14 protein-coding genes and 1 other RNA gene are annotated in these 14,186 nt (G+C 65.3%); 6 read left to right on the top strand and 9 right to left on the bottom strand.

The features are described 5' to 3' along the window. Nucleotides 1-12: 12 nt before the first annotated feature. From mraY to rsmI, 8 genes are all read right to left on the bottom strand, one after another. Nucleotides 13-1,095 (bottom strand): phospho-N-acetylmuramoyl-pentapeptide-transferase, encoded by a 1,083-nt coding sequence (gene mraY / locus ABD654_RS08555; RefSeq protein ID WP_344704241.1) that lies wholly within the window; start codon nt 1,093-1,095, stop codon nt 13-15. Nucleotides 1,096-1,109: 14 nt separating this feature from the next. After that, entirely contained in the window at nt 1,110-2,483 is a 1,374-nt protein-coding gene (locus ABD654_RS08550; RefSeq protein ID WP_425552748.1) for a UDP-N-acetylmuramoyl-tripeptide--D-alanyl-D-alanine ligase, read from the bottom strand. Further along, nucleotides 2,480-3,973, bottom strand: coding sequence for a UDP-N-acetylmuramoyl-L-alanyl-D-glutamate--2,6-diaminopimelate ligase (locus ABD654_RS08545; RefSeq protein ID WP_344704239.1), 1,494 nt, complete (start codon nt 3,971-3,973; stop codon nt 2,480-2,482). The genes ABD654_RS08550 and ABD654_RS08545 overlap by 4 nt, the downstream gene beginning before the upstream one ends. 24 nt (nt 3,974-3,997) lie before the next feature. Continuing rightward, nucleotides 3,998-5,707, bottom strand: a complete 1,710-nt coding sequence (locus tag ABD654_RS08540) for a peptidoglycan D,D-transpeptidase FtsI family protein (protein ID WP_344704237.1) — start codon at nt 5,705-5,707, stop codon at nt 3,998-4,000. Further along, the gene (ftsL, locus tag ABD654_RS08535) at nt 5,704-6,078 is read right to left on the bottom strand and encodes a cell division protein FtsL (RefSeq protein WP_344704235.1); all 375 of its coding nucleotides are present in this window, start codon (nt 6,076-6,078) and stop codon (nt 5,704-5,706) included. Before ftsL ends, ABD654_RS08540 begins: the two co-directional genes overlap by 4 nt. After that, nucleotides 6,079-7,053: a 16S rRNA (cytosine(1402)-N(4))-methyltransferase RsmH gene (gene rsmH / locus ABD654_RS08530; protein ID WP_344704233.1), complete on the bottom strand. Its 975-nt coding sequence runs from the start codon at nt 7,051-7,053 to the stop codon at nt 6,079-6,081. Between the two features lie 84 nt (nt 7,054-7,137). After that, nucleotides 7,138-7,490: RNase P RNA component class A (gene rnpB, locus ABD654_RS08525), an RNA gene on the bottom strand. 76 nt (nt 7,491-7,566) lie between these two features. Beyond that, nucleotides 7,567-8,418 (bottom strand): 16S rRNA (cytidine(1402)-2'-O)-methyltransferase, encoded by an 852-nt coding sequence (gene rsmI, locus ABD654_RS08520; RefSeq protein ID WP_344704231.1) that lies wholly within the window; start codon nt 8,416-8,418, stop codon nt 7,567-7,569. A 160-nt stretch (nt 8,419-8,578) separates the two neighbouring features. On the opposite strand from rsmI, the gene ABD654_RS08515 reads away from it, so the two are divergent. From ABD654_RS08515 to ABD654_RS08495, 5 genes are all read left to right on the top strand, one after another. Further along, nucleotides 8,579-10,084, top strand: a complete 1,506-nt coding sequence (locus ABD654_RS08515) for a penicillin-binding protein activator (protein WP_344704229.1) — start codon at nt 8,579-8,581, stop codon at nt 10,082-10,084. Next, nucleotides 10,074-10,448 carry a YraN family protein gene (locus ABD654_RS08510; RefSeq protein WP_344704227.1) on the top strand — a complete coding sequence of 125 codons (375 nt, stop codon included), beginning with the start codon at nt 10,074-10,076 and terminating at the stop codon, nt 10,446-10,448. The genes ABD654_RS08515 and ABD654_RS08510 overlap by 11 nt, the downstream gene beginning before the upstream one ends. 43 nt (nt 10,449-10,491) lie before the next feature. Beyond that, entirely contained in the window at nt 10,492-11,082 is a 591-nt protein-coding gene (locus tag ABD654_RS08505) for a phosphoheptose isomerase (protein ID WP_344704225.1), read from the top strand. 167 nt (nt 11,083-11,249) lie between these two features. Next, nucleotides 11,250-11,789: a BON domain-containing protein gene (locus ABD654_RS08500; RefSeq protein ID WP_344704306.1), complete on the top strand. Its 540-nt coding sequence runs from the start codon at nt 11,250-11,252 to the stop codon at nt 11,787-11,789. 174 nt (nt 11,790-11,963) lie between these two features. Beyond that, the gene (locus ABD654_RS08495; RefSeq protein ID WP_344704223.1) at nt 11,964-12,593 is read left to right on the top strand and encodes an OmpW/AlkL family protein; all 630 of its coding nucleotides are present in this window, start codon (nt 11,964-11,966) and stop codon (nt 12,591-12,593) included. A gap of 40 nt (nt 12,594-12,633) precedes the next feature. Here the strand turns inward: ABD654_RS08495 and ABD654_RS08490 are convergent, their stop codons facing one another. Further along, nucleotides 12,634-12,966, bottom strand: a complete 333-nt coding sequence (locus ABD654_RS08490) for a YqcC family protein (protein WP_344704221.1) — start codon at nt 12,964-12,966, stop codon at nt 12,634-12,636. Nucleotides 12,967-13,150: 184 nt separating this feature from the next. Between ABD654_RS08490 and ABD654_RS08485 the strand changes: the two genes are divergently transcribed. Beyond that, nucleotides 13,151-14,179: a DUF3549 family protein gene (locus tag ABD654_RS08485; protein WP_344704219.1), complete on the top strand. Its 1,029-nt coding sequence runs from the start codon at nt 13,151-13,153 to the stop codon at nt 14,177-14,179. Nucleotides 14,180-14,186 lie beyond the last annotated feature (7 nt).

Below are 14,186 nucleotides of genomic sequence, written 5' to 3'. Positions count from 1 at the left end.
GTGCCACTCCTGTCAGCGTACCTTGAGCGTCGCCAGCCCCAGCAGCACCAGCACCACGGTAATGATCCAGAAGCGCACGATGACCCGCGGCTCCGGCCAGCCCTTGAGCTCAAAATGGTGGTGCAGCGGCGCCATGCGGAAAATGCGCCGGCCGGTCAGCTTGTAAGAGCCGACCTGCAGCATCACCGAGAGCGTCTCGGCAACGAAAATACCGCCCATGATGAACAGCACAAACTCCTGGCGCACGATGACCGCCACCACACCCAGCGCCGCGCCCAGCGCCAGCGCGCCGACGTCACCCATGAACACCTGGGCCGGGTAGGTGTTAAACCACAGAAAACCCAGCCCGGCCCCGGCAATGGTGGCGCAAAACACCGCAATTTCGCCGGTGCCGGCAATGAACGGCATGTGCAAATACTCGGCAAACACCGCGTTGCCGCTAACATAGGCAAAGATCGCAAGCCCCATGGCCACCAGTACGGTGGGCATAATGGCCAGCCCGTCCAGCCCGTCGGTCAGGTTGACGGCGTTGGAGCTGCCCACGATGACAAAGTAGCTCAGCACAATAAAAAAGGCGCCCAGCGGCAGCATCACGCCTTTGACCGTGGGAAACAGCAGGCTGGTTTCCACCGTGCTTGCCGCCGTAGCATAGAGGATGCAGGCAGCGCCCAGCCCGATCACGGACTGCCAGAAATACTTCCATCTGGCCGGCAGGCCCCGGGGATTTTTCTCCACCACCTTGCGATAGTCGTCCACCCAGCCGATGACCCCAAATCCCAGGGTGACGCCAAGCACCACCCACACGTAGTGGTTGGTCAGATCCCCCCAGGCAAGCGTGCTGATGGCAATCGCGATCAGCATCATCGCCCCGCCCATGGTCGGCGTTCCCGCCTTGGAAAGATGCGACTGCGGGCCGTCGTCGCGCACCGCCTGGCCGATCTGGCCTTCCACCAGCCGGCGGATCACCCAGGGGCCCAGCCACAAACACAGCAGCAACGCAGTGAGGGCCCCCAGAATCACACGCAGGGTTAAATAGTTGATGACCTGAAAGGCGCTTTGGTACTGCGCCAGAAAATTCGCCAGATAAAGTAACATGTGCGGCGCTTACCTTATGGTTGGTTCATGCGCAGGGCAGCCACCAGCCGCTCCATTCCTGCGCTCCGAGAGCCCTTGAGCAAAAGGCTTGCCCCTTCGGGCAGCGTGCGCTGCAGCTCATTTTCCAGCGCGGCGTAGTCGTCAAAATGCCGGCCTTTTCCCGGAGCACCGCGCTCAAACGCCGCGTGCGCCGGCCGGGCCGACTCGCCCAGGGTGTAAAAGGCATCCACCCCCCGCTTGGCAGCGTAGCGGCCAACCCGGGCGTGCAGCGCTTCGCTGGCCTCGCCCAGCTCGCCCATGGCGCCCAGTGCACACCAGCGCGGCCCGGGGAAACACGCCAGCGTATCCAGCGCGGCCTCTACCGCGCCGGGGTTGGCGTTATACGAATCGTCAAGCAGTAAACTGTCCCGCGGGCCGGCAACCACGCTGAGTCGCCCGCTCAGCGCCTCGGCCCGGCACAGGCCGTCCACCACGCAGGCCGCGCTGATGCCCAGCGCCAGCGCAGCGGCCGCTGCCGCCAGGGCATTGCTGACGTTGTGCTGGCCGCAAAGCCTGAGCCCAACCCGGCCGATCGCACGGCCGTCAAAAACAAGCGTGAAAGCATAACGCCCCTGGCTGTCCCAGGAAAGCGCCCGGGCTTGCACATCGGCCCGGGCATCCAGGCCAAAGCTCAACACCGTCGCCGGCTCCGCGCAGCTGGCCCAGAACGCATAGTACGGATCGTCGCGGTTAAGCACCGCCACGCCGTCTTGCCCCAGCCCTTGGAGCATTTCGCTTTTGGCCTGGGCAATCTGGCCCATGCCGCCAAATTCGCCCACGTGGGCGCCGGTTACGTTGGTAACCACGGCCACCGCCGGCATGGCCAGCCGCGCAGTCCAGGCAATTTCCCCCAGGTGGTTGGCGCCAAGCTCAACCACCGCGGCGCGGTGGCTCGCCTTTAGGCCCAACAGCGTCAGCGGCGCGCCGATATCATTGTTCAAGTTGCCCTGTGTGGCGTGCACCGGCCCCAGCGGCGACAGCAGTTCGGCCAGCAGTTCCTTGACCGTGGTTTTACCGCTATTGCCGGTCACCCCGACCAGCGGTTGTTCAAAGCCGCGCCGCCACGCACGGGCCAAAAGCCCCAGAGCCAGCCGGGTATCGCAGCATACGATCTGGGGCAGCGGCGTCTCGCCGGGGCGCTCGACCAGCGCCGCCGCCGCGCCTCGGCGTTGGGCCTCGGCAAGAAAATCGTGGCCGTCAAAACGCGGCCCGGCCAGGGCCACAAACAAACACCCGGGCACCACGGCACGGGTATCGGTGACCACCGTATCCAAGGGCAATGCTTGCCCTGCGCCGACAAGCCGGCCTCCTACTGCCCGGGCCACACGGCCCGCTGTCAGCGGCGTCACGCCGCACCCCAGGCGGCAAGCGCACGCTCGACTTCGTCGCCGTCGCGGTAGGCATGGCGCACGCCGTTGATTTCCTGATAGGCCTCATGGCCCTTGCCCGCCACCAGCACAACATCGGCGGCATCGGCGCGGGCGATGACCTCCGCAATGGCCCGGCGCCGCTCGCCGATGTCCAGCACCGCTTGCGGATGCTCAAAGCCTGCCAGCACGTCCTGGCGGATCGCCTCGGGCGCTTCGCTGCGCGGGTTGTCATCGGTGACCACGCAGCAGTCGGCCCCGGCTTCGGCGGCACGGGCCATGGCGGCGCGCTTGCCACGGTCGCGGTCGCCGCCGCAGCCGAAAATGCACCACAGCCGGCCGGCACTGCCCAGGTGCTCGCGCAGGGCGATCAGCGCGCTTTCCAGCGCGCCGGGGGTATGTGCGTAGTCCACCACGATGCTGGGCGTGCCGGGCCGGCGATAAAGCGCCATGCGCCCGGGCACCGGCTGCAAGCGCGAGGCGGCCTCGAAAAGCGCCTCCAGCGGCTCGCCCAGCCCGTACAGTGCGGCCATGGCAAGGAGTACGTTATCCAGATTGAAGCGGCCCATCAGGCTTAAGGACAGCGCTTTTTCCGCCTCGGGCGTGGCAATCAGCGCCTGTTGGCCGGTGGCATGCGGGTGCCATTCGAGCACGCGCAGCGTCACCGCCTCGTCCTGGCCGGTAGCCAGCACCCGCACCTGCCCGTGGCAGCCGGCCAGCATCAGCCGCGCCAGGGGGTCGTCGGCGTTGACCGCGGCAAGCTCAAGCTCGCTGCGCCGAAAAAGCTTGGTCTTGGTCGCCGCGTAGGCCGCCATGCTGCCGTGATAGTCCAGATGGTCACGGCTCAGGTTGGTGAACACGCCGGCCTTGACGTTGACCGCCTCAAGGCGCTGCTGATCCAGCGCGTGGGAAGACGCCTCCAGCGCCACGCGCGCAACGCCTTGCCGGGCCATGTCGCCAAGCGCTGCCTGAAGCGCCAACGCCCCCGGCGTGGTCAGCCCAATATCGGCAAGCGCGCCGGTGCGCCCAACCCCCAGGGTGCCGACCACGCCGGCCGGCGTGCCCAGCCTGTCACTGAGCTCGGCGATGTAGTGCGTCACCGAGCTTTTGCCGTTGGTGCCGGTTACCGCGATCACTTCAAGCTCCTGCGGCACGGCAAACAGCGCCCGGCCCAGCTCGCCCAGGCGCAGCGCCAGATGGGGCAGGGTCAGCACGCGGTTGTCCAGCACGGCCTCACCGTCCCGGGCATGCTCAAGCACCAGCGAGGCCCCGGCATCGAGCGCCGAGGCAATAAAGTCGCGCCCGTCTGCCTGGCTGCCGGGCACGGCAATGAACACATCCCCCGGCGTTACATGCCGCGAGTCGGTCACCAGCCTGAGCGGCTCGGGCAGCCGTTCGAGCTCGGCGGGAAAGTCAGTAGTGGGCCAGACCTTCTGCAATGCCTGGGTTAGATCGGTTGCGCTAAGCGTCATGCTGTCTCCTTAACCTGTAGCGGCTCATTCGCGCGGCGACGCTTCAGCATCGGGCGGTACATCCAGCAGCCGCAGCGCATTGCCGGCCACCGCGGAAAACACCGGCGCGGCCACGGCGCCGCCGTAAAACTCGCCGGCCTGTGGATGGTCGATCATCACAGCGGTAACGATACGCGGCCTTGAGGCCGGCGCAATGCCGACAAACACGCTGCGATAGGCGTTTTTGTCGTACCCGTTCTGTCCGGTCTTGCGCACGGTTCCTGTCTTGCCGGCCACCCGATAGCCCTCTACCCGGGCGCGGCGGCCGCCGGTGTTCGGCCCGACCACCGCTTCCAGCATGCCCATCAGGTCATCGGCCACCTGCGGCTCGATAACCGGCTCGCCGCTCGGCGCCTCGTCCAGCTTGAGCAGGGATGGCGGCATGCGCCTGCCGTGATTGGCGATGGCAGTGTAGGCGCTGGCCAGCTGCACGGCGGATACCGAAAGCCCGTAGCCGTAGGCCAGCGAGGCGCGCTCGCTGCGGGAAAAATCCACGGTATCCGGCAGACTGCCGCCGGCTTCGCCGGGAAACCCGGTACCGGGGCTTTGGGCAAAGCCCAGCCGGTTATAGCGCTGCCAGATGGCGGTGTCGTCCATCTTTAGCGCCAGACGCGACATGCCGATATTCGACGATTTGACCAGCACATTGGTCAGGCTGAGTTCGCCGTAGTTACGAAAATCACGAATGGTGTAGCCGTCGATGCGCATCCATCCGGGCGTGGTGTCGATGACCGTTTCCGGCGTGAACCCCTGGCGCTCGAGCACCGCCGACATCGCCAGCGGCTTGACCACCGAGCCCGGCTCGAAAACGTCGACCAGCGCCTGGTTGCGCAGCCCGCTGGGGTCCAGCCCGGCGCGGTTGTTGGGGTTGTAGGAAGGCAGGTTGGCCATGGCCAGCACCTCGCCGGTGCGCGCATCGAGCATCACCAGCACGCCGCCGGCGGCGTCGTTTTTCTCTACCGCGTCGCGCAGCTCACGGCAGGCCATGTACTGCAGGCGCTGATCAATGGCCAGCGTCAAGTCACCGCCGGGCTGGGCATCGCGCACCACATCCAGTTCGCGCACCAGCCGCCCGCGGCGGTCCTGCAGAATGCGGCGTTTGCCGGGCTGGCCCGCCAGATAAGGCTGGTAGGCAAGCTCCATCCCTTCCTGGCCGACATCGTCGACGTTGGTCACCCCGACCAGCTGGGCGGCCACTTCTCCCGCCGGGTAGTAACGCTTGTACTCCTGCTGGGAATACACCCCGGCCATGTGCATATCCAGAACTTTTTGTGCGGCCTGCGGCGTCATCTGGCGACGCAAATACATGAACTCGTGATCGCTGTAGCGGGCTACCCGCGCATCGAACTCGATCAGATTCATGCCCAGCGCCTGGGCCAGCACCACGCGCTTGACAGGGTCATGGGGCAGCTTCTGGGGGTTGGCCCAGAGGGTGATCACCGGCGTCGAAATGGCGAGCGGCTCACCGTGACGGTCCGTCACCATGCCCCGGTGGGCAGGGATCGCTTCGTGGCGCAGGGTGCGGGCATCGCCCTGACTCTGCAAAAACGGCCGGTCAATCACCTGCAGCAGGGTGATCCGCCCGATCAGCACGACCGCTACCGCGACGACCCCCAGCAGCACCAGGCCAAAGCGCCAGCCGGCAAGCGGGGGCACTACCGGAGCCGGCTTACCCGTTGACGGCTTGCCGCTCACGGGGCAATCACCTCAACGTCGTGGACATCGGGAATACGCATGGACAAACGTTCCGTGGCAATTTGTTCGATACGGGCAGGGGTCGACCAGGCGCCGTCTTCCAGCAGCAGCCGGCCCCATTCGGTGTTGAGCTGGTTTTGTTCCTGCTCAAGGACCTGCAGCCTGGCGTACTCAGTGCGGGTTTGGTGGGTAACGGCAACCACGGCCAGCCCGGAGAACAAGCCGGCAAGCAGCAGCACGCCTACCGCCAGCGGCCAGGGTTGCAGGCAGGCACGCAGCGAAAACGGCCGCTCCGCGCTTGCCAGCCACTGGCGCGGCCCTTTGGGGCGCCGTGGCGTGCTACGCGCTGCGCGTGTTGCCTGACCGACCATCTACGCCCCCAGCTTGCGCGCAGCCCGCATGACCGCGCTGCGCGAGCGCGGGTTGTCGGCCACTTCAGCGTCGCTTGCCTTTTGCGCCTTGCCCAGCCCTTCCAGGCGCCGGTTCAGCTGATCGTCGCGCAGCGGCATGCCGCGGGGTACATGGGTATCGCCACGCACATGGTGGCGGATAAAACGCTTGACCCGGCGATCTTCCAGCGAGTGAAAGCTGATCACGACCAGGTGCCCGCCGGGAGCCAGCGCCTCAAGGGCGGCGTCCAGCGCAGCGTCGAGCTGGTCCAGCTCGCCGTTGAGGTAGATGCGCAGCCCCTGAAAGGCTTTGGTCGCCGGGTGCCGGCCTTTTTCCCAGGCGGGATGCGCCGTTTTCAGCACCTCGGCCAGCTCCACCGTACGGGTGAACGGCGCCTGCTTGCGCCGCGTGACCACCGCGCGGGCCAGGCGCTTGGCGAAACGTTCTTCGCCGTAGGCCTTGAACACGTGGGCAATATCCGCCTCGCTTGCCCGGGCGAGGAAATCCGCCGCGCTTTCGCCCCGCGTCGGGTCCATCCGCATATCCAGCGGGCCGTCACGCATAAAGCTAAAGCCGCGCTCGGGGTCGTCCAGCTGCGGCGACGAGACGCCGATATCCAGCAAAACGCCGGCCAGCCGGCCGTGAACGCCCTGCTCTCTGGCAAATTCGCCGAGTTCAGCAAAGGCCCGGCGCGTGATGGTAAAGCGCGCATCTTCAAGCTCGGCGGCGGCGTCCAGAGCCTGGGGGTCACGATCCATGGCCAGCAGGCGCCCGCCGGGGCCAAGGCGCTGAAGAACGGCGCGCGAATGGCCGCCACGGCCGAAGGTGCCGTCCAGATAAACGCCGTCCGGCGCATGCACCAGCGCGTCCACGGCGCCGTCCAGCAGTACGCTTGCATGGCGAAAGGGCTCGGCTACCGGGGCCGCAGCGGATAAAGGGGTATGATGTTCGCGCATAGGACTGCCAACCGGATGAACGGACAAGGACGGTGACGGGCAGCCGGATCCTTGCGCAGGTCGCGCGTGCGCCCTGCGTTTGATGGGGGGAGTCGGCCGATAAGCCGGGTTCTGTCGTGAACAGCCATTCCTCTAGGCGCTACGTCACCGCAGCGCTCAAGCAACCTACCCGAACCCGGCGCGGGCCACGCCGTCAGGTTCCTATTTGGTCTTGCTCCGAGTGGGGTTTACCATGCCACGCACTGTTACCAGCCGCGCGGTGCGCTCTTACCGCACCCTTTCACCCTTACCGGCCTCTTCAAAGAGACGTAGGCGGTCTACTCTCTGCTGCACTTTCCGTCGGCTCGCGCCGCCCAGGGGTTACCTGGCACTCTGCCCTATGGAGCCCGGACTTTCCTCCCCCGCGCAGGCGCGGCGGCGGCTGTCTGGCCAACTCCGCGGGCAAGCATACCAGCGCGCCCGGCCGGCCTCAATCGCCCTGCACGCTTATTGCACAAGCGCCTGACCGAAGAGTCAGCCCTTCAGCGCCTGCAGCCGGGCATACCATGCCTTCTTGCGCCCGCCGAGCACCCGGGCGGCCACGGCCGCGCCCTGCTTGACGCCCACGCCTTCTGCCAGCAGCGCGTCGAGCAGCGCCTCGGCCGAGACGTCGCGGCGTTCGTGATCCACCGCCGGCGCGCCGCCCTCTACCATGACCACGAACTCGCCCCGGGCCTGGTTAGGATCAGCCGCCAGCGTTGCACCCAGCTCGGCCGGGGTGCCGGATAAAAACGTCTCAAACGTCTTGGTCAGCTCCCGGGCCAGCACCGTATGGCGGCCCGGCATGACCTCATCGAGGGCCGTCAGCGTATGGCAAATGCGGTGCGGCGACTCGTAGAACACCAGCGTTTCCCGATTCTCCGCCAGCGCCGCCAGCGCCTTGCGGCGCGCCCCCGGCTTGGCCGGCAAAAAGCCGTGAAAAGCAAAGCGATCGGTGGGCAGGCCGGCGGCGCTCAGCGCGGTAATCAGGGCCGACGGGCCGGGCACCGGCACCACCGGGTAGGCAAGTGTGCGCAGCTCGCGCACCAGAATAAAGCCCGGGTCGCTGATCAGTGGCGTGCCGGCGTCGCTGATCAGGGCAATATCCTCGCCGACGGCCAGGCATTGGGTAAGCTGCGCTACGCGGGCGGCTTCATTGTGTTCATGCAAGGACAGCAGCGGCACGCTGATTCCCAGGTGGGTAAGCAGCCGCTGGCTGTGGCGCGTGTCTTCGGCGGCGACCCGCGCCACCTGGCCAAGCACTTTTACAGCACGTTCGCTAAGGTCAGCCAAATTCCCAATGGGCGTGGCAACCACGTACAATGTGCCTATATGCCTGTGTGTCATCGTGACTCCCGATTGATTATGCCCGGCATCTCGCAGGCCGGCTCTGGCACCCAGCAGCGCGCCATTGTAGCGTTGAGCCGATGGATTGGGCAGCGCACTGCACGGGGCTTTCGGTGCGGCAAACCAAGCGCAGGCGTCAACGCAATAAAAGGAAAGGTACATGAAATCAGTTTATCGTGGCCTTGGCGCCACCGCGCTTACGGCACTGCTGCTGGCCGGCTGTGCCGTGCAGCAGCCCTCCCCCGACGTGGTCGATCGCGCGCCCCGGCGCAGCGCCGGCCAGCTGCTCAGCGAGGCCGAAGGGCAGCCGCCGGCGGCCGCCGCTCGCAGCCGCTTGCAGGCAGCCCGCATGCTCGCGCGTCAGGGGCGGCGTGACCGCGCCTATGCTATCACCGAAGGCGTGGATGAAAGCGCGCTTTCCGGTGATGATCGCGTGCGCTGGGCCATGCTTTACTCAGCGCTTGGCCGCGCGCTGGATCATCCCGGCGCCGTCCTCCGGGCCACCCAGGTACTCGATGATGAGCCGGCCATGTCGTCCGATCAGCAAAGCACGCTGCTGGAGCGCCGCCGCTGGGCCCGTCAGGCCCAGGATCAGCCGGACTTCAACGCCCTGACCATTCCTGCCCTTGCCGGCCGCAAGGTCGAGCGCATCGCCGTTTTTCTGCCTGAATCCGGCCCGTTAAGCGGCGTGGCCGACACGCTGAAAGAGGCCCTGCGCACTCAGCAGAAGGCCCATGACGGCATCCGCCTGCACTTTTTCAACACCTCGCAGGCATCGCTTAACGAGCTTTACCAGCGCGCTGACGCCATGAATGCACAGATCGTTATCGGGCCGCTGTCCAAAGAGCGGGTCAGCCGGCTTGAGCAGCGCACCGACGTGCCGCTGCCGACGCTTGCGCTTAACTACGGCGAAAACGCGCACAGCCAAGCCAAGCGATTGTTTCAATACGGCCTGTCCGCCGAAGACGAAGCCCGCCAGGTCGCCAAGCGGGCCCGGGAAGACGGCCACCAGCAGGTGGCGCTGATGGTGCCGGACAACGACTGGGGCCAGCGCGTGGGCAGCGCGTTCATCGATACGTTTCGGCGCCATAACGGCCGCATCAGCCAGGCCGTGCGCTACGCTCCCGACGGCAACCCGGCGTACGCCGTCAAGCAGGCCCTTGGCGTCCGCGGCGAGCGCGCAAACCTGGACAACGTCGATGCGCTGTTTTTACTCGCCGTCCCCAAGTATGCACGCCAGGTACCGCCGCTGCTGGACTACTACTACGCATCAGACCTGCCGATATACGCCACCTCACACCTGCACGAAGGGCTTAACCAGTCGCGGCTGAACAAGGATCTCGACGGCATTCGCTTTGTCGACATCCCCTGGCAAATCCCCAACGCGGCAACCGGGGGCGAAGAAGCGCTGCCCTTCTATGCCAGCTACCGGGCGCTGCGCGACGAGGCCGATGCCTCCATGTTCCGGCTGCTGGCCATGGGCGTGGATGCCTTCGAGGCGGGAATTCGGCTGGCAGATATCGAGTCGCTGCAGCAGTTTCAAGGCGCCACCGGGCAGCTTTACCTGACCGCCGACGGACGCATTTATCGCCGGCTGCCCTGGGCGCAGTTTCAAAACGGTCTGCCCGGCGCTATTTTGTCCTCCGGCAGCGCCAATGGCGAATAACCATCCAAGCACGGCACGAGCGCGCGGCAGTGCCATTGAGCAGCTGGCCGCCGAGTGGCTTGCACAGCGCGGGCTGACGCTTTTGGGGCGCAATCAGCATGCCAAGGGCGGCGAGCTGGATCTGGTCATGCAAGATCAGGACACGCTGGTTTTTGTAGAGGTCAAGCACCGAACAACCACGCGCTACGGCCACCCGCTGGAAAGCGTGACGCCGCAAAAGCAGCGCCGCCTGATCAAGGCAGCGCGCAGCTATCTGGCCCGAGCGCAGCACACATGCCCTTGCCGCTTTGATATCCTCGCCGTCACCGGCACGCCACCGGCGCTGACATTTGACTGGGTTCAGGCCGCCTTTGATGCCTTTTGATTCCCACCGTTTTGGCAAAACGGTTATGCCAACAGGACGCTCCATGGATTTTCAAGCGCGCATACTCGACCATTTCAACGCCAGTATCGACACCAAAACCTATGCCAGCGAAGTGCTTCCGCCTTTTATCGAAGTGGCCAGCCAGATGATGGTGCAGGCCCTGGTCAACGAGGGCAAAATACTGGCCTGCGGCAACGGCGGCAGCGCCGGCGACAGCCAGCATTTTTCTTCCGAGCTGTTGAATCGCTTCGAGCGTGAACGCCCAAGCCTGCCGGCCATGGCGCTCACCACGGATTCGTCGACGCTTACATCGATTGCCAACGACTACAGCTACAACGAAGTATTTTCCAAGCAGGTACGTGCGCTGGGTCAGCCCGGCGATGTTCTGCTGGCCATATCCACCAGCGGCAACTCGGCCAATATCGTTCAGGCGATTCAGGCCGCGCACGATCGTGAAATGACGGTAGTGGCCCTGACCGGACGCGACGGCGGCGACATGGCCTCGCTGCTGGAGCAAAACGACTGCGAAATCCGCGTGCCGGCCACCTCCACCGCGCGCGTCCAGGAGGTTCACCTGCTGGTCATTCACTGCCTTTGTGACCTGATCGACGAGCAGCTGTTTGGCGGCGCCTGAGGCACCGCTGGCGGCGCTACCGCTAGGCGCGGTATGCTCGCTGCCGGCTGCACTGCACACCCGCTGCACCGCCCCATTTGCCGCCAGGAGTTCCGCCCATGTTAAACGCCTTTGCTGCCACACTACGCTCGCCTGCCGTTTTCCGCCTCTGCGCGGCCGGGCTTTTTATGACCGGCCTGCTGCTTGGCGGGTGCGCTTCGCACTCGGCCACCGATCCGTCCCATTACGGCCAGCGAACGGACGATGTGGAAGCCATTGACGCCACCGTAGAAGACCAGGTGGATAAAGCCCTGGTGAAGGCAGACGCACGGCTGGGCGATGCGCGCATTCGCGCTCACAGCTATAACGGCCGGGTGCTGCTGGTCGGCCAGGTGCCCAGTGAGGAGCTTCAGCAAAAAGCCGGCCGCGTCACCGGCCGGCTGCGCGGCGTGGAAACCGTGCACAACGAACTACGCATCGCCGCGCGCCTGCCCGCCAGCCAGCGCCTGACCGATACCTGGATCACCACAAACGTGATCAGCCAGCTTGCCACCAATGACCGCATTGACTCGTCCAAGCTAAAGGTCACCACGGAAAATGCCAGCGTCTACCTGATGGGCATTGTTTCACGCACGGAAGCCCGCCACATCGTGGATGCGGCCTCCAACGTCCGAGGCGTACAGCGTATCGTCAAGGTCTTTGAGTATCTGGATGACGCGCCTGAGTAAGGCGAGGCACGCTTTGTTTGCAGCGCAGTGCGTTTCTGTTGCACTTTAGGGGTAGAAGATCCATACCTCTTGCGCTGGATCAATAATCGGCCCGCCGTGGATTCCTACACTGGGCGCATTGATAACGGGCAAGCCGCTGCTTGCCGACAACATATATTTCGGAGTGATAACACCATGCGCAACACCGCCCTGACAGCCCTGCTCTCCGCCAGCGTCGCCGCCGCTGCGTTTACCGCCAGCACCCAGGCATTTGCCTACGGCGCCGGCGATATCTACACCCGCGTTGGCGTGGCCAAGGTAGCGCCGAAAAGCGACAACGGCGATATTCTGAGCGGAGCAGACGTTCACGTCGACGACGACTCAGGCTTTGCCTTCACCCTGGGCTATCGTTTTCACGACAAGCTGGGCCTGGAGCTGCTGGCCGCGCAGCCGTTTGAGCACGACCTTCAGGTTGACGGCGTAGCCGATGGCTCAACCGAGCACCTGCCGCCCACGCTGACGCTGCAGTACTATCCGCTGGGCGGCACCGACGCACGCGTTCAGCCTTACATCGGTGCGGGGGTCAACTACACACATTTCTCCGATGAAGAAATCGATGTCGCCAACACGTCGCTTGAGCTGGACGACTCCTGGGGTGCGGCCGGCCAGCTGGGCGTTGACGTGCTGATCGACGAGCACTGGGCAATGAACGCCGCCGCCTGGTATATCGACATCGACGCCGATGCCAAAGTGGGAGGCGCAGACGCCGGCACCGTAGAAATTGATCCGGTAGTCGTCATGGGCGGCATCAGCTACCGCTTCTAAACGCCGACTTTAGCGCAGCCCGGTACCGGGCTGCGCTTTTTTATGCCTGGTTGATCAGCGCATCAATGCGCTCAACGCGCTGCACAACCAGCAGCTGGTCGCTGGCTCTTATCCCATGCTGCTGCAGGTAGGCCGCCACCGCGGGCGCTACTTCGCACTTTTCCGGCAGCGGCGCTTGCGCCTTTACCAGCTCATAAAGCCGCGCAATGAACACGTAGCGCAGCCATTGCGGCAGCGACATGGTATCCACACAGAACGGCTGGCGGCTGGCAAAGGCCGCAGAAGACGGCATCGCCTCACGCCACAGGTTCGCAGCCTTGAGCGCTGCTTCGAGTTCATCCACCGCTTTTTCCAGTTCCTGGTATATCGTCATGGGCCACCGCTGTCAGTAAAACGCGCATTATTTCAGCGCAAGGCGGCGTATGCCAAGCGCTAACCGTGCCGGTACAAAAACAGAGCTGTTCGCATCCTCCGTTGCCACCGCACATTTTGCCGTCAGCGGCTGACACCCGCCGAGCAGCAAGGTAGAGTGCAGGCTTGCAATGCGGAAGGATGCCATGCAGCCAATTAACACTCTCGACGACTTTTTCACCCGCAGCGGCGCCGACGTGACGCTGTATCATATGGGCCGGCGAGTAACGCCGTGCCCGCGAGACACCCTCGTTGACTTTGAAAACGGCCGTGCGCCCTGGCCTGAACCCTGGCAGGGACAGGCCCGCCTGGCGGCCGTGTTTCGCCTGGGCGACATGCCCGACCCGGCCATCTGGTTTTTAAGCCTGCCGCTGGACGAGCAGGGCTTTCTTTCGCCGGCGCAGCGCGACGCCTTCGTTCAGCGGCTGCTGGAAACGCTGGGCCAAAGCGCGCAGCAAACCGGAGATGCCGATGCCCGGGCCGTCGAGCACCTGATGCATGACAACCCGCTGGCGTTCACGCCCGAGACCACGTTTCAAGCCGTGCTCAACGCCCGCGCCACGCAAGACACCGGGCGGCCGCCAAGCCAGTACATGGCCGGCGTAAACGCCTTCATCGCCGGCCGCCATCAGGACTGGGAGTCGCTGGGGCTGCAAGGGCTTGCCGACTATGCCATGCGCGCAGACGCCTCACATCAGCAAGCCCTGGCCAAGGCCCTTGATACGCTGCCTATCCAGGTGCTGCGCATGCTCTGCCACTGCCTGGAGCACCGGCCGCTAGTGCCTGAGCTGGTCGGGGCGCTTTGTCAGCGCGGCGAAACAGCCGCCGGCCAGGGCGACGTGGAAACGTTCTGCGCCTGTATACGGGCCGTAGGCAGCAGCCGCGATGACCAGGCTCGCGTCTGGTACGCCACCCTGCTGGCCGATCCGGCCGCTTGCGGTCCGGATACGCTTGCCGCCATGGCCGGCCGCGGCTGGCCGCTGCTCGAAGACGGCGAACGCCTGCCGCTTTTCCTGTCTCGGCTGGCCGAGGAGCCGCGCAGCGGCTTTGGCGCCGCGGTGCGCGACCTGGCACTGATTCCGCGCCTGCGATTGCCGATCATTGCCCTGCTGCGCGATGCCCCGCAAGGCTCTCCTCTGCAGGCACGGCTGCGCGAACTGACCGGCAAGGCGTAGCGCCCCG

Source organism: Halomonas cibimaris (assembly GCF_039537045.1).
GTDB lineage: Bacteria > Pseudomonadota > Gammaproteobacteria > Pseudomonadales > Halomonadaceae > Vreelandella > Vreelandella cibimaris.
The sequence above is the reverse complement of the archived record's forward strand: the minus strand, read 5'-3'. Positions and strand labels throughout refer to the sequence as shown.